The 18,400-nt window shown below is 60.9% G+C and carries 16 protein-coding genes and 1 pseudogene; 14 read left to right on the top strand and 3 right to left on the bottom strand.

Going from position 1 to position 18,400, the window contains the following annotated elements; all coding sequences use genetic code 11:
- Positions 1–12: 12 nt before the first annotated feature.
- The 4 genes from B0G80_RS34345 (at position 13) to B0G80_RS34330 (ending at position 4,360) form a co-directional block, all read left to right on the top strand.
- Complete coding sequence (locus B0G80_RS34345) at positions 13–1,221, top strand: CaiB/BaiF CoA-transferase family protein (protein ID WP_116122242.1); 1,209 nt, start codon at positions 13–15, stop codon at positions 1,219–1,221.
- A gap of 35 nt (positions 1,222–1,256) precedes the next feature.
- On the top strand, positions 1,257–2,243 hold the full coding sequence (locus tag B0G80_RS34340; protein ID WP_116123829.1) for a nitronate monooxygenase family protein: 987 nt from the start codon (positions 1,257–1,259) through the stop codon (positions 2,241–2,243).
- Positions 2,244–2,354: 111 nt separating this feature from the next.
- The gene (locus B0G80_RS34335) at positions 2,355–2,678 is read left to right on the top strand and encodes a DUF485 domain-containing protein (RefSeq protein WP_106283070.1); all 324 of its coding nucleotides are present in this window, start codon (positions 2,355–2,357) and stop codon (positions 2,676–2,678) included.
- Complete coding sequence (locus B0G80_RS34330) at positions 2,675–4,360, top strand: cation acetate symporter (RefSeq protein WP_116122241.1); 1,686 nt, start codon at positions 2,675–2,677, stop codon at positions 4,358–4,360. The genes B0G80_RS34335 and B0G80_RS34330 overlap by 4 nt, the downstream gene beginning before the upstream one ends.
- A 17-nt stretch (positions 4,361–4,377) precedes the next feature.
- On the opposite strand, the gene B0G80_RS34325 is transcribed toward B0G80_RS34330, so the two are convergent.
- On the bottom strand, positions 4,378–4,950 hold the full coding sequence (locus B0G80_RS34325) for a LysR substrate-binding domain-containing protein (RefSeq protein WP_258879250.1): 573 nt from the start codon (positions 4,948–4,950) through the stop codon (positions 4,378–4,380).
- A gap of 2 nt (positions 4,951–4,952) precedes the next feature.
- Between B0G80_RS34325 and B0G80_RS34320 the strand changes: the two are divergent.
- Positions 4,953–5,513, top strand: a pseudogene (locus B0G80_RS34320) (MFS transporter); the annotation flags it as partial.
- Positions 5,514–5,802: 289 nt separating this feature from the next.
- On the opposite strand, the gene B0G80_RS34315 reads toward B0G80_RS34320, so the two are convergent.
- Together B0G80_RS34315 and B0G80_RS34305 are read right to left on the bottom strand one after the other, a co-directional pair.
- Positions 5,803–6,714, bottom strand: a complete 912-nt coding sequence (locus tag B0G80_RS34315; RefSeq protein ID WP_116122240.1) for a substrate-binding domain-containing protein — start codon at positions 6,712–6,714, stop codon at positions 5,803–5,805.
- A 918-nt stretch (positions 6,715–7,632) separates the two neighbouring features.
- Positions 7,633–8,373, bottom strand: coding sequence for a FadR/GntR family transcriptional regulator (locus B0G80_RS34305; protein WP_116122239.1), 741 nt, complete (start codon positions 8,371–8,373; stop codon positions 7,633–7,635).
- Between the two features lie 267 nt (positions 8,374–8,640).
- Here B0G80_RS34305 and B0G80_RS34300 point away from each other — a divergent pair, with 267 nt between their 5' ends.
- From B0G80_RS34300 to B0G80_RS34260, 9 genes are all read left to right on the top strand, one after another.
- Positions 8,641–10,161 carry a sugar ABC transporter ATP-binding protein gene (locus B0G80_RS34300; protein ID WP_408969468.1) on the top strand — a complete coding sequence of 507 codons (1,521 nt, stop codon included), beginning with the start codon at positions 8,641–8,643 and terminating at the stop codon, positions 10,159–10,161.
- Positions 10,154–11,182 (top strand): ABC transporter permease, encoded by a 1,029-nt coding sequence (locus tag B0G80_RS34295; protein WP_116122238.1) that lies wholly within the window; start codon positions 10,154–10,156, stop codon positions 11,180–11,182. Before B0G80_RS34300 ends, B0G80_RS34295 begins: the two co-directional genes overlap by 8 nt.
- Before the next feature lie 68 nt (positions 11,183–11,250).
- Positions 11,251–12,195 carry an ABC transporter substrate-binding protein gene (locus B0G80_RS34290; protein ID WP_106283074.1) on the top strand — a complete coding sequence of 315 codons (945 nt, stop codon included), beginning with the start codon at positions 11,251–11,253 and terminating at the stop codon, positions 12,193–12,195.
- 114 nt (positions 12,196–12,309) lie between these two features.
- A complete protein-coding gene (locus tag B0G80_RS34285) occupies positions 12,310–13,326 on the top strand; it encodes an aldo/keto reductase (protein WP_116122237.1) in 1,017 nt (338 codons plus the stop codon).
- A complete protein-coding gene (locus B0G80_RS34280; protein WP_181920119.1) occupies positions 13,323–14,171 on the top strand; it encodes an amidohydrolase in 849 nt (282 codons plus the stop codon). Before B0G80_RS34285 ends, B0G80_RS34280 begins: the two co-directional genes overlap by 4 nt.
- A 10-nt stretch (positions 14,172–14,181) precedes the next feature.
- The gene (locus tag B0G80_RS34275) at positions 14,182–14,511 is read left to right on the top strand and encodes an L-rhamnose mutarotase (protein ID WP_116122236.1); all 330 of its coding nucleotides are present in this window, start codon (positions 14,182–14,184) and stop codon (positions 14,509–14,511) included.
- Positions 14,512–14,625: 114 nt separating this feature from the next.
- Positions 14,626–15,636 (top strand): zinc-binding alcohol dehydrogenase family protein, encoded by a 1,011-nt coding sequence (locus B0G80_RS34270; protein WP_116122235.1) that lies wholly within the window; start codon positions 14,626–14,628, stop codon positions 15,634–15,636.
- 25 nt (positions 15,637–15,661) lie between these two features.
- Entirely contained in the window at positions 15,662–16,795 is a 1,134-nt protein-coding gene (locus B0G80_RS34265) for a mannitol dehydrogenase family protein (protein WP_116122234.1), read from the top strand.
- A gap of 18 nt (positions 16,796–16,813) precedes the next feature.
- Positions 16,814–18,343, top strand: a complete 1,530-nt coding sequence (locus B0G80_RS34260; protein WP_116122233.1) for a UxaA family hydrolase — start codon at positions 16,814–16,816, stop codon at positions 18,341–18,343.
- Positions 18,344–18,400: the final 57 nt, after the last annotated feature.

Genomic DNA, 18,400 nt, shown 5'->3' with positions numbered 1-18,400 from the left:
TCCGGATCTGTCATGTCGAACCTCGATTCATCCCTGCCGCTTGCCGGTGTTCGCATTCTCGATTTATCCCGCGTGCTGGCGGGGCCGTGGTGCGCGATGGTGCTCGGCGATCTCGGCGCAGAAGTCATCAAGGTCGAGCATCCGAAGCGCGGCGACGACACGCGCGATTGGGGCATCCGCGTCGGCACGACCGAGACGGCTTACTTCAACAGCGTGAACCGCAACAAGCGATCGGTGTGTCTCGATCTGCAAACGGAAGAGGGCCAGCAGATCGCCCGCGAACTGGCACAGCAGTGTGACGTCGTGATCCAGAACTTCAAGTTCGGCGGCGCGGAGAAACTGGGCCTCGGTTATGAGCAACTCAAGGAAGGACGCGAGAACCTCATCTACTGCTCGATCTCCGGCTACGACCGGCACGGGCCGGAAGCGGCGCGTCCCGGCTACGATCTTGTCATTCAGGGCGAAGCCGGGCTGATGGCGCTCAACGGCGAGGCCCATCAGCCGCCGCTCAAGTTCGGCGTAGCCGCCGTCGATCTGTTCACGGGGATGTACTCCGCACAGGCGGTGCTCGCAGCACTCTTCGAGCGTCAGAAGACGGGCAACGGACGCCACATTGAAATGGCGCTCTTCGATTGCGGGCTGATGATCACGTCGTACTACGGACTGGAGGCATTGATTATGGGCGAGGATCCGCCGCGCTACGGCAATTCGCATCCGTCGATCATGCCCTACGGCGTATTCGATGCAGAGGATGGCCCGCTTGTCATTGCGGTCGGCAACAACCGCCAGTACGAGCGATTCTGTCGCGAGGTCATCGAGCGTCCCGATCTCGTCGACGACGAGCGTTTTCGCACGAACATTTCCCGCACCACACACCGCGAAGTGCTCGCACCCGAACTCCAGCAAGAGATCAGGAAGCGCAGGCGCAAGGTGTTGCTCGAACGTTTGACGCAGGCCTGCATTCCTTGTGGCGAGGTCGCGGGCCTTCACGAAGCGCTCAATTCGACGCGAGCGGAAGAGGCTGGACTCGTGACCACCTACACACATCCCGAAGCAGGCAGCACGCATGTGCTCGCGCCGCCATATCGCTTCGACGGCGCGCGCCTTCCGGTTCGCACAGCCCCGCCGCAACTCGGCGAAGGCACGAACGATGTACTCCAGTCGCTGCTCGGGCTGTCCGCCGAACGGCTTTCGCACCTGAAGGCAGAAGGCGTCGTGTGACGCTGGATCACGCGTTATTGCACAAGGACCGTTCAATGAGTCAACCCGCTTTTACGAATGCTGTGACCGAACTGTTCGGCACGCGGCTGCCGATCGTTGCCGGTGGCCTGATGTGGCTCGCCGATGCAGACTATGTCGCCGCCGCCTCGCGTGCCGGCATCATCGGCTTCATCACGGCCGCGAGCTTCCCTGAGCCTGATGCACTGCGGGCCGAGATCCGGCGCTGCCGCGAACTGTGCGAGGGCGGCCCGTTCGGCGTCAACGTGTCGATGCTGCCGAAGCTCGTCCCGGGCGAGAAAACGCGCGAGGTGTTCGAGCTGGTCGTCGACGAAGGCGTGAAGTACGTCGAAACCTCGGGGCGCAATCCCGAGGAATTCATGCCGCTGCTCAAAGCGGCCTGCGTCAAGGTGCTTCACAAAGTGCCCGCGCTCCGGTTCGCGGTCAAGGCTGCCGCTGTCGGCGTCGATGCCGTGGCGATCGTCGGCGCGGAATGCGGCGGACATCCCGGTCTCGACATGGTGGGCTCGTTCGTCAACGCCGCGTGGGCCGAGAGCCACCTCGACATTCCCTATCTGATCGGCGGCGGCATCGGTCGCGGCTCGCAGCTTGCCGCGGCGCTCGCGATGGGCGCGTCGGGCGTGGTGGTCGGTACGCGCTTCGCCGTGGCCGAAGAGATCTGGGCGCACGACAACTACAAGCGCCGTCTGGTGGAAGCCGGACCGACCGATACCGATCTGTGCATGCAGTCCGTGCGCAATACCGTGCGGACGCTGCGCAACGAGACGACGGCGGCCGTGAAGGAACTCGAGGCACAGAACCCGGACATCACGATTGCCGACCTGATGCCGATGGTCGCGGGCAAGATCGGCCGCAACGCTTATGTGACGGGCGACTGGTCGAAGGGATTGCTTTCCGCCGGACAGTCGCTCGCCTTCACCGACCGGATCGAACCGCTTGCTGACATCGTGCTCCGGTTCGAGTGCGACATGCGGCAGGCGATGGGACGGCTGGCGAGCCACTGACGCCGCCAGGCAAGCGGTGCCGACAGAAGCCCGCGGCGCGGTTGCATCGAGCCCCAAGACGCTCATTTCGTTCCGACAACAGACAACAGACAGCAGGCAGGAGACAAACGCATGCAGCAAGCCCATATCGAATCAATCCAGGCGAGCCCCGCGTACCGGCGGCTCATCGCGTCACGCCGCCGATTCAGCTTCACGCTGACCGCGCTGATGATCGCCACGTATTACGGCTTTATCCTGTTCGTCGCGGTGGCGCCGCATCTGCTGGCGCGACCGTTGTACGCGGGCGCGACGACCACGATCGGCGTACTCGTGGGCGTCTGCATCATTGCGGTGGCGATCGCGCTGACCGCCTGGTACGTGCTTCACGCAAACCGCAGCTTCGATCCTTCGATGCGCGCACTACTCGTCAACGCATCGCAGGAGAGTGAAGCATGAAGCTCGTTCGTTCTTTGTTGTGCGCGGGTCTCGCATCGACAGTTGCGCTCGCTCGCGCGTCGGGCATCGAAGGTCCGGTGGCTGACCGCGTCGAACTGAACCCGGTGGCGATCGGCATGTTCCTGCTGTTCGTGCTCGTGACGCTCGGCATCACGCGCTGGGCTTCGCGTAGAACGCGCACGACGCGCGATTTCTATAGCGCGGGCGGCGGTATCTCCGGCTTCCAGAACGGGCTCGCGATCGCCGGGGACTACATGTCGGCGGCGTCGTTCCTGGGCCTTTCCGGCATGGTGTATCTGTTCGGATTCGACGGCCTGATCTATTCGATCGGCTTTCTGGTCGGCTGGCCGTTTGTGATGTTCCTGCTCGCCGAACCCTTGCGCAATCTGGGCAAATATACGTTCGTCGACGTGGTCGCCTACCGCTTCGAGCAGGCGCCGATCCGTCTGTTGACGGCGAGCACATCGCTCGTCGTCGTGGTGTTCTATCTGGTCGTGCAGATGGTCGGCGCGGGCAAGCTGATCCAGTTGCTGTTCGGCTTGCAGTACTGGATGGCGGAGGTGATTGTCGGCGCGCTGATGGTGGTCTACGTGTTCTTCGGCGGCATGACGGCCACCACGTGGGTGCAGATCATCAAAGCCGTGCTGCTGCTATGCGGCGCGACGTTCATGGCCGTTACCGCGCTCGCTCAGTTCGGTTTCAGTCCCGACGAGATGTTCCGGCGCGCCGTCGACGTTCATCCCGGCGCACTCAGCATCATGGCGCCCGGCAAGCTGCTGAAGGACCCGCTCAACGCGCTGTCGCTCGGCATCGCGCTGATGTTCGGCACGGCGGGGTTCCCGCATATCCTGATGCGTTTTTTCACGGTGCCGAGCGCGAAAGAGGCGCGCAAGTCGGTATTCATCGCAACGGGGTTCATCGGCTACTTCTATCTGCTGACGTTTGTTATCGGCTTCTCCGCGATTGCGTTGCTCGCGCAGCATCCCGAGTTCTTCAAGACGGCGGCAGACGGGCATTTCAATCTCACGCGCGACCTGCTGGGTGGTTCAAACATGGTTGCCGTCAAGCTGGCGCAGGCCGTGGGCGGCAACCTGTTTTACGGGTTCATCGCCGCCGTCACGTTCGCGACGATCCTGGCCGTGGTGGCGGGCCTCACGCTCTCCGGCGCGACCACGGTTTCGCACGATCTGTACGCGTGCTGGCTCGCGCGGGGCAAGCCGAACGAAGTCCATGAAATGCGCATTTCGCGCGCAGCGACGCTGATTTTAAGCGTCGTCGCCATCGGCCTCGGCATTCTCTTCGAGCACGTCAACGTGGCGTTTCTGGTCGGCCTCGTGGCGGCCATCGCGGCGAGCGCGAACTTCCCGGTGCTGGTGTCGTCGATCTTCTGGCGCGGCATGACGACGCGCGGCGCGGTAGTTGGCGGCGCGCTCGGCCTGATATCCGCCGTGCTGCTGACGCTGCTGTCGAAATCGGTGTGGGTCGACGTGCTGCATCACGCGCATACGCCCGTGTTTCTCGACAATCCCGCGCTGGTTTCGGTGCCGCTAGCGTTCGCGGGAATCTGGCTCTTTTCGATACTGGATCGCGGTGCTCGCGCGCAGCGGGAGCAGGAAGCGTTTGCGTTGCAGGAGTTCTATGGGCAGACGGGCTTGCTGCCGATAAAAGCCGTCGACCATTGAAGCGCAAGCGATTGCATTCAGGAATCGGTCAACGCTTCATGCAACGTCGAGCGAAATCGCCGCACGGCTGGCGACATGGGGGTTTTCCTGCGATAGAAAAGCCGGACCTTGCTTTCGAATAGTGCCGTTTCGTAGGGCAGGGCCGCGAGATCGCGGCCCGCATAGGTCTGGAGCATCTGTTCGGTCAGCATCGTGATCAGATCGCTGTTGCGCAGCAGCGATGTCAGCAGCGAAATCGACGCGTCGGTTTCGATCACGGCCTGCGGGGACACCAGATCGTGGTCCTGGAAGTAGCGATCGACGATCTGGCGCAACCCATGTCCAGGCAGCGGCAGCAACCATTTTGCCGCTTGCAGCAGGCGTGGATCGGCAGGCGTATGCGTGAGCGGATGGCCCTGCCGCGCGACGATCCGGTAGCGCTGGCTGCCGATGTCATCGGACTGGAGTTCTTCGTCTGCGACGGTCTGCGGCGTGAAGCAAAGCGCGAGATCGAGTTGCCCGTCCTTCAGTTCGTCGAATAGCAGCGCCGACACCTGCACGGAGAGCCGGAACGAGACGGCGCTCTCGCGAGCCGTATAGCGGGCGAGGATGGGCGGTGTGCGCGTTCGCCGCGCAGGGCTTCGCGTTCGTATCGCTGCCGTTCTACTTCGAAGACGTGCTGCATCGCAGCCAGATTGAGACGGGGTTCCTGATTACGCCCTGGCCCGTTGTCGTGACGCTTGTCGCGCCCATTGCCGGACGCCTGTCGGATCGCTATCCGCCTGGCGCACTGGGCGCGGCCGGGCTCGCCTGTCTGTGCGTGGGTCTCGTGTCGCTCTCGTTGCTACCCGCACATCCTTGCGCGTACTCGATCGCGATACGGATGGGGATCTGCGGTGTCGGCTTCGGTTTTTTCCAGTCGCCGAACATCAAGGCGTTGATGGCAAGCGCGCCGCACGCGCGCAGCGGCGGCGCCAGCGGCGTCGTCGCGACCTCGCGCCTGATCGGACAGGCCACGGGCGCTGCGCTGGTTGCGTTGTTTTTTGGACTGGACGGACAGCACGGGCCGATGCTCGCTCTGCTTGGCGGCGCGATGTTCGCGGGCATCGGCGGCATAGCGAGCGGCTTGCGGTTGATGGCGCACCCGCATCGGACAGGGAGCGCCGGGGAGTGAAATGGGCATCGCGTGCCACACGCATGGGTGACGTCACCGCTAGGACGGTGGCCGTGTAGGCCACTCGCGTCTGCAACACGGCGGACATGAAGTGATCTCGGCATGAAGTTTTCCCGTGTCTGGTCAATTAGCTGCGTTTCTGCGACGTGGGCACTTCAAGAGGCGGGCGGATGCATGTGATTTCCCCAAGCCTGAAGCAGTCCATAGAAGGACGGACTGGGTGGGGATTCAAGTGGCGGCAACGGTTGCCCCGTCAAGCGGTACTGAACACGCTCGTGGCTCACGTCGCCTATTTCGCGTACTTTGCCAACGAGGAACGGATCGCCGGGTCGTTCATGTTTTTTGGCGTAACGGTGACCACGTCGACAAATATATTGCGGGGCGGCGGATGGCCCTGCAGTGCCTCCACTAGCGACGCCAAGCCGAGGTAACCCATGCGATAAGGGTCCTGCAATATGGCGGCGTATACGATTCCTCTTTTGAGGCCTTCCAGGAATTCCGGACGCCAGTCGAACAGCACAAGGCGCGGGCGCTGGCCGACTGCCGCATTTTCAATTACCCGCAGAGCGCCGTAGGCGATGGGTTCGGCCGGCGCGAAAACGGCATCCAGGCGGCCTGGGTACGTGTTTAACACCTCAGCGATCCGTGCTTCGGCATCGCGGGGTCGATACCCGACGTAGGTATCGATCACCACATCCCATCCCTCGCTCCGGGCGACACTTAAGAATCCGCTTTCTCTCGCGTCAGTCGAACTCACGTTGGGCGCGAGCCGCAGCATCGCCACCTTGGCACCCTTTTTCAAAACCGGTACCAGGCTGAGGGCGGCCTTCCTCCCTGCGCCGAAATTGTCTGTGTATATGGTCGAGATGCCGTCGTAATCGGCGTTATACCGATCCACAAGGATCAGGGGGACAGGGATTGAAACCCGCGTGTCGCCTTTCAATGGTTCCGGTGCCAGTAGCACACCCGCGACTCCTTGCGTCACCATGTAATCGATAATGCGCAACTGGATATTTGATGTATCGAGCGACTCACCGTCGGACGGGCTGCGGGTCAGCAGATCTACATGATGATCATGGGCCGACTGTTGTATCCCCTTGAGCATTGTCTGGTAAAAAACAAGCGACGAGCCGGGTAGCACGACGCCGATCGTGGTCGCATGCGCGGTCTGCACGATCCCCGCCAACGACCAAAGCAGCATGAATAATCTCAGAGGTCCAAGCATGGTGTGTCCACTGGCAGTGGCCTGGAGCCGACCGCGTAAGCTTGCGGGAAAGCATTGCCTTGTTATGAAGGTTCTTGCCAGCATGCGAAATCGTTACCTCGGGCCAACTTTCACCGACCTTGCGGAATAATAAGCCGATGACCTACGGCGTGCCATCGGGACCTAACCTAGATCGAACTCCGACGCCGTCCGGTCTTTGGAAGCGCTGTGAAAGCCAGCATTCCGGGTGCAGTTCAATTGGCGCGGCTTTTTCTTTGACCGTTCGCGCCGGTCGTGCGATCACTTCGGGAATTTCTCGTTAAGGTTCGCCAGATGCGCATCCAGCGCGTTCAGCAACCCGATACGCCTGGCAGTTTTCGGCTGCGCGTTTTTGAAATGGCGGTCGAGCGCTGCGGCCAGCTGTTCGCTTTCGTGCCTGGAACCGACGGACAAGCTTTGTCCTCATCCGTCAATTGCGGAGTTTCGCGCAGGGTTTGCCTGCATGGTCAGGGATAACCAGCCGGACGCCCAAGAGGGACAGGCCGGGTGCCTCGATGTTGTCGCTCGCGCAACGCATCGTTGATCGGCGTGTGCTGCATCTGATCAGGATGTAACTGGAATGCCCCGTTGAAGAAACCGATGACCGAGGCCGGCAGAAACGGACGACGGAGGCTCGAGACAGTCGGCGCGGGATTTCACAGGCGTCGGGAAGACGTTCGGCCTTCAGCGCAGTCTTGGCAGTCGAATAGTGACCTGCGCAGACGATCCCGTCATCCTGTGCAAGCGAGGCAAGGCCCTTCGGTCTTGTACAGCGGAAGTTATTTGGTTGAATTTGCGGAAGCCAATCGAGTTCCTTTACAGGATTTCGTGCTCGGTGAAAGTCCGAGGAAACCACACCCCGCTTGAATTCGCCCCTCAACCCAGTCGCACGCGGGCAGCTTTACCGTCCGCATCGTTGGGTGCGACCTTCTTCATGTCGCTTCCGACCCACCGCTCTTCAGAAGACTTCAGATGCGATCGCATCGCTGCTTGTGCGGCAAGCGGGTCTCCTGCCTGCAATGCATGCAGGACTCTTTCGTGCTCTTCAACGGCAGCCATCCACGTAGTCGTATTTTCGGCGAGTTCACTAATCCTCGCCCCGATCGGATCGCGCCTCGCGTCAAACAGATCGGCCACGTATCGGCTCAACACCGTGTTGCCCGCCGCTTCCGCGATGATGAGGTGGAATTGCCGGTCCGGTTCCAGCGGAGATTTGCCAGCGGACGCAAGGCGATGCATGGCATCCACGCTGCGCCGCAACCGGTCCAGAGAGGCGGCTGTGAGTCGCGTGCTGGCGAGCACGACGAGGCTGCCTTCGATCACAGCCCGCGCCTGCATGATTTCCGTCGGGCTTTCGCCTAGTACCGCCAGCGATCCTTCGCTTTCGTTTGCGGTTTCGCGCACATAGACACCCGAACCCATGCGGGTCTCAACGCTGCCGCCGATTTCCAACGCGATCAGCGCCTCGCGTAGCGACGGGCGCGAAACGCCCAGTTGCTGCGACAACTCGCGCTCAGCCGGCAACCTTGACCCCGGAGGGAAATCGCCCCCGTGGATGAGGCCGCGAATCTGGTCGGCGACCAATTGGTAAAGCCGCTTTGGCTCAGTCTGTTTCATCTTGCTGGCAAAAGGAAAAGTGGCGCGGGCGCCTGGCGCGCCTGGCGGTCAAGTCTATCACGCAAGCTCCGACAGGTTCTCCGCGCATTCGGTGGGAAGCATAGGGGTTTGTTCTAGGTAAGGCCAATCTGCAAAGTATGAAAATTGGCTTGACCAGTTTCGCTTTTTATTCTCTAATCTGCCTCAGATTGGCCTGACCATCACAAGCGCCGCATAAAGAAGGAGACACGCGTGACAGACTTGAGCGCTGAACTGGCCCCGCGCGCGGTGGGCGGCTTCGGTTCGAAGGAACCTACGGAGCTATTGAAACTCAGCGGGCTGGGCAAGCGGTTCCCCGGTGTGGTTGCATTGGATGACGTGCACTTCGAATTGCGCCGCGGCGAAGTACACGCGATTTGCGGCGAGAACGGCGCGGGCAAGTCGACCCTGATGAAAATCGTCAGCGGCCAATACCAGCCGGATGCCGGCACGATCGTTTTTCGCGGCGTGGAACGGCGGTTCGCATCCTCACTCGAGGCACAGAAAGCAGGCATTGCGATCATTCACCAGGAACTGAATCTGGTGCCGCACCTTTCGATTGCGGAAAACATCTACCTCGCACGGGAGCCCAAACGCGGACCGTTCATCGATCGCACACGGCTGAATGGCGACGCCCGGCGCGCGCTCGCCCGCATTGGATTGTCGTTGCCACCCACCAGGCTGGTGGGGACGCTGTCGATCGCCCAGCAGCAGATGGTTGAAATAGCCAAGGCGCTCTCGCTCGACGCCCAGGTGCTGATCATGGACGAACCCACTTCGTCGCTCACGGAATCCGAAACCATGCACCTGTTCCGGATCATCAAGGAGTTGCGCGAGAGTGGGGTGGGCATTGTCTACATCTCTCATCGTCTCGACGAAATGAAGCAGATCGTCGACCGCGTGACGGTGCTGCGCGACGGGCGCCACATTTCAACCGACGATTTCGCGGCGACCAGCATGGATGAGATCGTTGCGCGAATGGTCGGCCGGGCGCTGAACGATGCGTACCCGCCGCGCCGGTCGGTTCCGACGCAGGACGTGCTGCTGCGTGTCGACAATCTGTCGCGCGCACCGGCATTCGGGCCGGTTTCGTTCGAATTGAGACGAGGCGAGATTCTCGGCTTCGCCGGTTTGATGGGCGCAGGCCGGACCGAAGTGGCGCGGGCGATTTTTGGTGCCGACCAACCGGACGGCGGCGAGATTCATATCGGCAGCGAGCGCGTCTCGATCCGCTCGCCTATCGATGCGATCCGCCACGGTATCGCGTATCTATCGGAAGACCGCAAGAGCGACGGCCTCGCGCTGAAGATGCCGGTCGCGACCAATATCACGCTGGCCAATATCGACGCGGTGTCGGGGCGCGCGGGCTTCATCCGCTTTGCCGACGAAGCGGCCATCGCACGGCGCTACGTCGAAACGCTCGGCATCCGCACGCCGACGGTTCATCAGCTCACGCGCAACCTGTCCGGCGGCAATCAGCAGAAGGTTGTCATCGGCAAATGGCTGTTTCGCGAATCGAAGATTCTGTTTTTCGACGAACCCACGCGCGGGATCGACGTCGGCGCGAAATACGCGATCTACACGCTGATGGATCAGCTCGCCGCGCAGGGCATCGGCGTCGTGCTGATCAGTTCGGAATTGCCCGAGATTCTCGGCATGTCCGATCGTATCGCGGTATTCCACGAAGGCCGGATCGCCGGAGTCCTGGAAGCGCGTCACACCAATCAGGAAGAAATCATGCACTTCGCATCGGGACGAAACCATGCTTGAAATAACATCTGACCAGACCGCTAGCGTCGACAGCAGCGCGAAACTCCGCCGTCGCGACCTGATCCAGAAATTTGCCGCGCTCGGCAGTCTGATCATGCTGGTGGTCGTCTTTTCATCGACCAGTTCGGCGTTCTTTTCGGTGGAAAACGGCATGACGGTCGCCTTGCAGGTGACGTCGATTGCCTATCTCGGCGTGGCGGCAACCTGCGTGATCATTACGGGCGGAATCGACCTGTCCGTGGGTTCCGTACTCGCGCTGTCCGGCGTGGTCGCCGCGTTGCTGGTCAAGGCTGGCGTGCCGATTCCTCTCGGCATGCTCGGCGGCGTCGTGGTGGGCGGCCTGTGCGGACTCGTCAATGGCCTGTGTGTGACGCGTATGGGTCTGCCGCCGTTTATCGCCACGCTCGGCATGATGCTGGTCGCGCGTGGTCTCGCACTTCAGATCACTGGCGCGCGCCCGGTTTCGGGACTTGGTGACGCATTCGGCGAACTCGGAAATGGCGCGCTGTTCCGCATCTCGCATATCGGGGCGGACGGGTTCCCCGATACGGTATTTCCGGGCATTCCCTATCCCGTGATCATCATGGTGGTGCTGGCGGTGGCCGTGTCGATCATGCTGACGCGCACCTCGCTTGGCCGACACATCTACGCAGTCGGATCGAATGCCGAAGCCGCGCGGCTCTCCGGCGTCAATGTCCGACGCGTCACCTTATTTACCTATGTGCTGTCCGGCGTGCTCGCCGGTCTGACGGGTTGCGTGCTGATGTCGCGTCTCGTCACAGCGCAACCAAACGAAGGCGTCATGTACGAACTCGATGCGATCGCCAGCGCCGTGATTGGCGGGACGTCCCTGATGGGCGGTGTCGGCACGATTTCGGGTACGGCCATTGGTGCGTTCGTCATCGGCGTGCTGCGCAATGGCCTGAACATGAACGGCGTATCGAGTTTCGTCCAGCAAATCATTATCGGACTGGTCATTCTCGGCACGGTCTGGATCGATCAGGTTAGAAACCGTAGATAAAGCACATCGAATGATGCCATTCGAGAAGTCCAACAAAGCAGTGCAATCACCAACCCAAGGAGTGAGATATGAAAAAGAAATATCTGGCATGGGCCGCCGCGCTTTTGACCGCAGTGGCGGCGCACGCGAATGCGGCGGGCGGAGAGATCGCCGTTATCGTCAAGACGGCCAACTCGAATTACTGGCAGAACGTGCAGAAAGGTGCAGCTGAGGGCATGAAGGGGCTGAACGGCTACACGATGACGTTTCAGGGACCGGCCACCGAGTCAGCGGTGGCCGACGAGGTCAATATGGTCGAGAACGCGGTGAACCGGCATGTTGCGGCGATCGTGCTCGCGCCGTCCGATCCGGATGCACTCGTCCCCGCAATGAAGAAGGCCTGGGAGGCAAAAATTCCGGTTGTCCTGATCGACTCGCTCGTGTCCGATTCCGGCAAGCAGTACTACCAGTCGTTTCTCTCGACCGATAACGCCAAGGCCGGCGAGATGTGCGCCAAAGCGATGATCGACCGTGTCGGACAGACAGGGAAGGTTGCCGTGATGTCGTACGTTGCCGGCGCGGGTTCCGAGATTGGCCGCGTGGGCGGGTTCCGGAAGTACCTCGCGGAACACTCGAAGCTGCAGATTGTCGGACCGTTCTACTCGCAGTCGCAGATGGCGACAGCGCTCAATCAGACGACCGACGTGCTGTCGGCGAATCCGGATCTGAAGGGCATCTTCGGTGCGAATGAACCGACTGCCGTGGGAGTGGGACGCGCGTTGGCGCAGTCCGGGAAAGCCGGCAAGATCGTCGCGATCGGCTTTGACGGCAACCAGGACCTGCAGGGCTTCGTCAAGGACGGAACCATCCAGGCCATCGCTGTTCAGGGTTCCTATCAAATGGGCTACAAAGGCGTCAAAACGGCGGTGGAAGTCATCGAACACAAGCCGGTTACGAAGCAACTGGATACCGGTGTCGTGATGGTCGACAAGAACAACATCGATCAGCCGGCTGCGAAGAACGTCTTGTATTGAAGCGCGGCGCGGACGACGCCCGGTGGCGTTGTCCGCCCTTGAGGACTGCGCCGTTCAGGACGCGCGGTAAAGCGTTGAACATCGAGAAACGAATCCCTGAAGGCGGAATTTTTGATGAAAGCAGGTGATCTGCGTGATCTGTCGCGTGGCGGCGTGCAACTGAGCGCACTCGGCATGGGTTGTTCGCAACTTGGCGGCCTCTATCGCACCATGCCGCCGCAACAGGCGCGCGCACTCATGGACGAAGCGTGGTCGTTTGGTCTGCGCTACTTCGACACCGCGCCGTTCTACGGGTACACGCTTTCCGAGCGCCGCGTGGGCGACGCGTTGTCAGCGCGCCCACGCAACGAATTCGTGCTGAGTACGAAAGTGGGCAGGCTTCTTCGGCCGGACCCGACTGTTCAATGCGGCGACGATGGGTGGGCTGAGCCGCTTTCTTTCCGGCCGCATTACGACTACAGCTTCGACGGCGTCATGAGGTCGTTCGAAGACAGCCAGCAGCGTCTCGGCTTTCCGCAGATCGATCTACTGTATGTGCATGACGTCGGTCGAATGACGCATGGAGACGCGAACGTCGAATTCTGGAGGCAACTGACCACAGGAGGGGGCTTTCGCGCACTCGACGCGCTGCGAAGTACAGGGCAGGTCAAAGCGTTCGGTCTTGGTGTGAATGAATGGCAGGTTGTGCATGAAGCCATGCAGGAGATACAGATCGATGTGACGTTGCTCGCGGGCCGTTATACGCTTCTCGAGCAGGATTGTCTGTCGCCGTTTCTCGACGATTGCGTACGGCATGGGAATTCGATCGTGGCCGGCGGTGTGTTCAATTCCGGCGTGCTGGCGGGTAATGGCAAGTTCAATTACGGGGACGCCCCCGCCGCTGTCGTGTCGCGCGTTCACCGGTTGGCCGAGGTTTGCCGCGAATTCGAGGTCCCGTTACCCGCTGCGGCACTGCAGTTTCCGCTTGCGCATCCCGCGGTTGTGTCGTGCGTGGTGGGCGCGCGCAGTGTCGAACAACTCCGGCAGAACGTCGCGTGGTTCGAGCAGACGCTGCCGGCCGGGTTGTGGCAGGAGCTGAAGTCGGATGGTCTGGTCGCGGACGCCGCACCTGTGCCCGGGGGTAGCCTGTGAGCCTGCGTATCGACGCACATCACCATTTCTGGCACCTGGCGGCGCGTCTAGGACATTGGCCGCCCGCCAGTCTTGGAGCGATCTACCGAGACTTCGGGCCGGCCGATTTTGAACCGCTGCTTGAACGATGCGGCATCGGCGGAACCGTGCTGGTCCAGTCCTTACCTGACAGCGATGACACCAGGTTCCTGCTCGAACTGGCGGAGCGTCATTCTTTTATTCGCGGCGTGGTGGGATGGGTCGACCTGAAAGCGCCGGACGCGCCGCAACAGATCGATGCTCTGGCCCGCCACCCGAAGTTGAAAGCGCTGCGGCCGATGCTGCAGGATCTTCTAGACGACAACTGGATTGACGACCCGGTATTGCGGCCGGCGATTACCGCGATGCTCGCCGATGACCTTGCATTCGATGCGCTGGTTGTTCCGCGTCAACTCCCGGGTTTGGTCGCGTTCGCGAAGCGTTACCCGGGCCTGCGGATCGTTATAGATCATGCAGCCAAGCCGCTGATCGCTATCGGGCAACTGGAGCCGTGGCGAACCGACATGGCCGATCTGGCCAGACTCGCAAATGTGCATTGCAAGCTGTCGGGCTTATGGACGGAAGCGCCGCCAGAGATCGGCGTTGCCGCTTTCGAGCCTTATGTGGAGACGTTATTCCGACTGTTCGGCCCGCGTCGTCTTCTGTGGGGAAGTGACTGGCCTGTCCAGCGGCTCGCGACACATTTCGGTGACTACGCCGGTTGGCTTGCCACCTGTGACGATTACTGCGATCGATATGCGAGTGAAGAGGACAAAGGCGCCGTATTCGGCGGCAACGCTTATCGCTTCTACCGGCTCGAAGAATAGGGAGAGTGTGATGCAACGCATGGGAATGGTGATCGGTATCGATCCGCAGCATATCGACGAATACAAACGCTTGCATGCGCAGGTCTGGCCGACGGTGCTCAATCGCCTGAAACGCTCGAATGTCACCCGCTACTCGATTTTCCTGTGGGAGCCCGAGAACCTGTTGTTCGGCTACTGGGAATACGTCGGGTCCGACTATGAAAGCGATATGGCGGAGATTGCGAACGACCCGGAAACACAGCGCTGGTGGAGCCTGTGCGGTCCATGCCAGAAACCGTTGCCGAGTCGTGCGCCGTCGGAACACTGGGCACGGATGGAAGAGGTTTTTTACGTCGAATAGGCGTGGTCCCGAGACTGCACGCGTGTGACCTCGCGATAGAGAATCAAATTAACCGGGCCCGCATCGATACCGCGTCATGGCGTCGCGGGCTCTGTATCTGAAAAGGGAAACCTCATGCTCACTGTTATTTGTGAAACGCCCGGAGTACTACGCGCTGGCACGCGCTCAATGCCATCGCGCGATCGCGGCGAGGTGTTGCTACGAGTGCGACGCGTCGGCGTATGCGGCACTGACCTGCACATCTTTACCGGCAACCAGCCATTTCTCTCCTACCCGCGCGTGATGGGACACGAACTGTCGGGCACAGTCGAAGAAGCCGATGCGGATTCCGGCCTGGTCGCCGGCGACCCGGTCTACGTCATGCCCTATCTGTCATGCGGCCAGTGCATTGCCTGCAGGAATGGAAAAACGAATTGCTGCGTGAACATTCAGGTATTGGGCGTGCATCGGGATGGCGCATTGACGGAGTACCTAAGTTTGCCGCGTCAGTTCGTTCACAAGGCTGAGGGAATCACGCTCGATCAGGCGGCAATGATCGAGTTTCTCGCCATCGGCGCGCATGCGGTTCGTCGCGCCGACGTTCAGGCAGGACAGCGCGTGCTGGTGGTCGGTGCAGGTCCGATCGGGATGGCCGCGATGATCTTTGCACGTCTGCGCGGGGCCACGGTGACAGCACTCGATACACGGCTCGATCGTTTGAACTTCTGCGCCGGGAAAATCGAAGTGGCGGCTACCGTGCAAATCGGTGATACCGACGTGGACGAGCTGACGAGACTCACCGACGGTGAATTCTTCGATGTGGTCTTCGATGCGACGGGCAATCCGGCTGCCATGGAGCGTGGCTTCGAGTTTATTGCGCACGGCGGAAAGTACGTGCTGATTTCCGTGGTGAGAGACAAGATCACTTTCTCCGATCCGGAGTTCCACAAGCGCGAAGCCACCCTGATCGGAAGCCGCAATGCGACCGCGGAAGATTTCGAAACGGTGCTGAGGGCCATGCGCGCCGGCCAGGTGCCCGATGCGGCACTCAACACACACCGGATGAAACTTGCCGATGTCCCCGCGGAATTTTCGAAACTGCTCGAACCGTCCGCAGGCGTGGTGAAAGCCATCATCGAATGCTGACGAAGGCGCAGATCGGATATAAGCCATGAGCCAGCCAATTCTCCAGTTCGGCACCAGCCGCTTTCTCCAGGCGCATGTCGACCTGTTCGTTTCGGAAGCGCTGACGCGCGGCGCCGCGCTCGGTGGCATTACGGTCGTGCAGACCACCGGCAGCGAGTCCAGTCAGAAGCGTATTGCAGCGCTGGCAGAGGGCAGGCCTTATCCGGTACGGATTCGAGGTATGCGGCGCGGCGTGCCGGTTGACGAGATGTTGAGCGGCAACGCGGTGCGCGCAGCATGGCACGCCGGGACGCATTGGGCACAAGTGCGAGATGCCGTAGCGGAACATGTCGAAGTGATTGTCTCCAATACGGGAGACCGGGGATTCCAGCTCGATGACCGGGACACCGCGGCCCGCGTGACTCACCCTGAGTGCGTGCCATACAGCTTTCCGGCCAAGCTGCTGGTGTTGCTTCATGCCCGTTGGGAACGCAACCCTGACGCGCCGCTCTCCCTTTTTCCATGCGAACTCGTGGTCAATAACGGCGATACGCTGCGCGAACTTGTTGTGACTCTCGCGACAAATTGGCGGCTGCCGGAGCCGTTTATTACCTACCTTCGAACGCATTGCATATGGGCCAATTCGCTCGTCGATCGCATCGTTTCACAGGCGATCGAACCGGTAGGCGCGGTTGCCGAACCGTATGCGCTGTGGGCGATTGAGCAGCAGCCGGGGCTGGTTCTGCCTTGCACACACGAGAACATCGTTTTGACAGACGACCTGCAGCGCTTCGAGCGTCTGAAGCTGTTCCTGCTTAATCTCGGTCACAGCTATCTGGCCGAGCGCTGGCTGGAGGACCGCAGGCCGGCTGACGAGACCGTCTATCAGGCAATGAATGACCCAATCCTGCGCGCGAACCTGGAAACTGTCTGGGCGGAAGATGTACTCCCGACATTTACGGCGTTGGGTCAGCACGAGCAGGCTCTGGCCTATCTCGTCGAGTTACGTGATCGCCTGCTCAATCCCTTTCTTGAGCATCGGATCGCGGACATCGCTCAGAATCACACAGAAAAAATGCAGCGGCGTTTTCTGCCACTTGTGCAACTTGCCGACACACTCGGCGTTGAGCCCGGACCGCTGCGAATACGCGCGATGCTGGAGCGCATCGCATCGGTTTAGAACTGTTTCGAGAAAGTCATGAACACGGAATCGGATTCTTTTATTCTTCTGCGCGAACAGGACAATGTCGCGGTCGCGCGCCGTGCAGTACCGGCTGGGGTCGAGGTGAATCTCGGGGCGGCCACACTGCGCACCCGCGCGTCGATTCCGTCTGGCCATAAAGTGGCTGTGCGCCGCATTGAAAAGGGCGCTGCCATTCTGAAGTACGGGCGGGTCATCGGTGTCGCCATGCATCATATTGAAGCGGGGGAGCATGTTCATACCCATAACGTCGGCATGAGCGAGGTCGGGAACGAACTCGCCAGCGGTACCGCTTACGAAGCGACTGAAGTGAACGGGCGGCCGGCAACGTTTCAGGGATATGTGCGAGCCAATGGAGACGTCGGTACACGAAACTTTATCGGCGTGATCGCGAGCGTCAATTGCTCGGCAACCGTATGCCGGCATATCGCCGACGCCTTTAAAGACGATGCGCTCAAGGCGTTTCCATCAGTCGACGGAGTCGTGGCTATCACACATGGCAGCGGCTGTGGCATGGCCGGGTCTGGCGAGGGGATCGAATTGCTGCGCCGTACCTTGCGCGGGTACGCGAACAATCCCAACTTCGCAGGCGTGGTGCTGATCGGGCTCGGTTGCGAAGTGAATCAGATCGCGCCGCTGGTCGATACGCTGGCCGCCAGACCGGACGGTTTGATCGCCACGCTGACGATTCAGGAAGAAGGCGGAACGCGTGAAACCATTCAAAGAGGCATAGAGATAGTCGGCGACATGCTGACGCTCGCCGATCGCGCAAATCGCAGTACCGTGTCGGCCGCGCACCTGAAAGTCGGGCTGCAGTGCGGCGGTTCGGATGGGTACTCGGGGATCAGCGCCAATCCGGCATTGGGTTGCGCCGTTGATCTTCTGGTGCGCAATGGAGGAACGGCCATACTGTCCGAAACGCCGGAGATATATGGCGCGGAACATCTGCTGACGTCGCGTGCGGCTTCGCCGCGGGTGGCGGACAGGCTATTGGAAAAGCTGCGCTGGTGGGAAGCGTACACGCGCGCCCATCACGGTGACATGAACAACAATCCCTCACCGGGTAATAAGGCCGGAGGGATTACGACCATTCTGGAAAAATCACTGGGTGCGGTTGCCAAGGGCGGGAGTACGGGTTTGATGGAGGTGTATGAATACGCCGAAGCCGTCACGCAGCACGGACTCGTTTTCATGGACACCCCCGGCTATGACCCGGTATCGGCGACGGGGCAGGTCGCCGGCGGCGCGAACCTGATCTGTTTCACCACGGGCCGTGGGTCAGTGTACGGGTGCAAACCGACGCCCTCGCTCAAGCTCGCGACGAACACCCGGATGTTCGAACAGATGAGCATGGATATGGATTTCAACTGTGGAGCGATCCTTGATGGAACGCTGAGCATTGCTCAGGCTGGAGCCCAGATATTCCAGTTGATGCTGGACACGGCGTCAGGAAGAAAAACCTGTAGCGAGCAGCATGGCATGGGAGACAGTGAGTTTGTTCCGTGGCAACTCGGCGCTGTCATGTGAAAGCAGGCGAGTCCCCCGAGGTGTGGAGGCCATTCTACGGTTCCAGGATCGATACCG

The organism is Paraburkholderia sp. BL6669N2 (assembly GCF_003387275.1).
Lineage (GTDB): Bacteria > Pseudomonadota > Gammaproteobacteria > Burkholderiales > Burkholderiaceae > Paraburkholderia.
The sequence above is the reverse complement of the archived record's forward strand: the minus strand, read 5'-3'. Positions and strand labels throughout refer to the sequence as shown.

Bases quoted from the DNA above. Each gene is read 5' to 3' on its own strand.
- B0G80_RS34345 (WP_116122242.1), top strand. From the start codon at position 13: ATGTCGAACCTCGATTCATCCCTGCCGCTTGCCGGTGTTCGCATTCTC.
- B0G80_RS34340 (WP_116123829.1), top strand. From the start codon at position 1,257: ATGAGTCAACCCGCTTTTACGAATGCTGTGACCGAACTGTTCGGCACG.
- B0G80_RS34335 (WP_106283070.1), top strand. From the start codon at position 2,355: ATGCAGCAAGCCCATATCGAATCAATCCAGGCGAGCCCCGCGTACCGG.
- B0G80_RS34330 (WP_116122241.1), top strand. From the start codon at position 2,675: ATGAAGCTCGTTCGTTCTTTGTTGTGCGCGGGTCTCGCATCGACAGTT.
- B0G80_RS34315 (WP_116122240.1), bottom strand. From the start codon at position 6,714: ATGCTGCTTTGGTCGTTGGCGGGGATCGTGCAGACCGCGCATGCGACC.
- B0G80_RS34305 (WP_116122239.1), bottom strand. From the start codon at position 8,373: ATGAAACAGACTGAGCCAAAGCGGCTTTACCAATTGGTCGCCGACCAG.
- B0G80_RS34295 (WP_116122238.1), top strand. From the start codon at position 10,154: ATGCTTGAAATAACATCTGACCAGACCGCTAGCGTCGACAGCAGCGCG.
- B0G80_RS34290 (WP_106283074.1), top strand. From the start codon at position 11,251: ATGAAAAAGAAATATCTGGCATGGGCCGCCGCGCTTTTGACCGCAGTG.
- B0G80_RS34285 (WP_116122237.1), top strand. From the start codon at position 12,310: ATGAAAGCAGGTGATCTGCGTGATCTGTCGCGTGGCGGCGTGCAACTG.
- B0G80_RS34275 (WP_116122236.1), top strand. From the start codon at position 14,182: ATGCAACGCATGGGAATGGTGATCGGTATCGATCCGCAGCATATCGAC.
- B0G80_RS34270 (WP_116122235.1), top strand. From the start codon at position 14,626: ATGCTCACTGTTATTTGTGAAACGCCCGGAGTACTACGCGCTGGCACG.
- B0G80_RS34265 (WP_116122234.1), top strand. From the start codon at position 15,662: ATGAGCCAGCCAATTCTCCAGTTCGGCACCAGCCGCTTTCTCCAGGCG.
- B0G80_RS34260 (WP_116122233.1), top strand. From the start codon at position 16,814: ATGAACACGGAATCGGATTCTTTTATTCTTCTGCGCGAACAGGACAAT.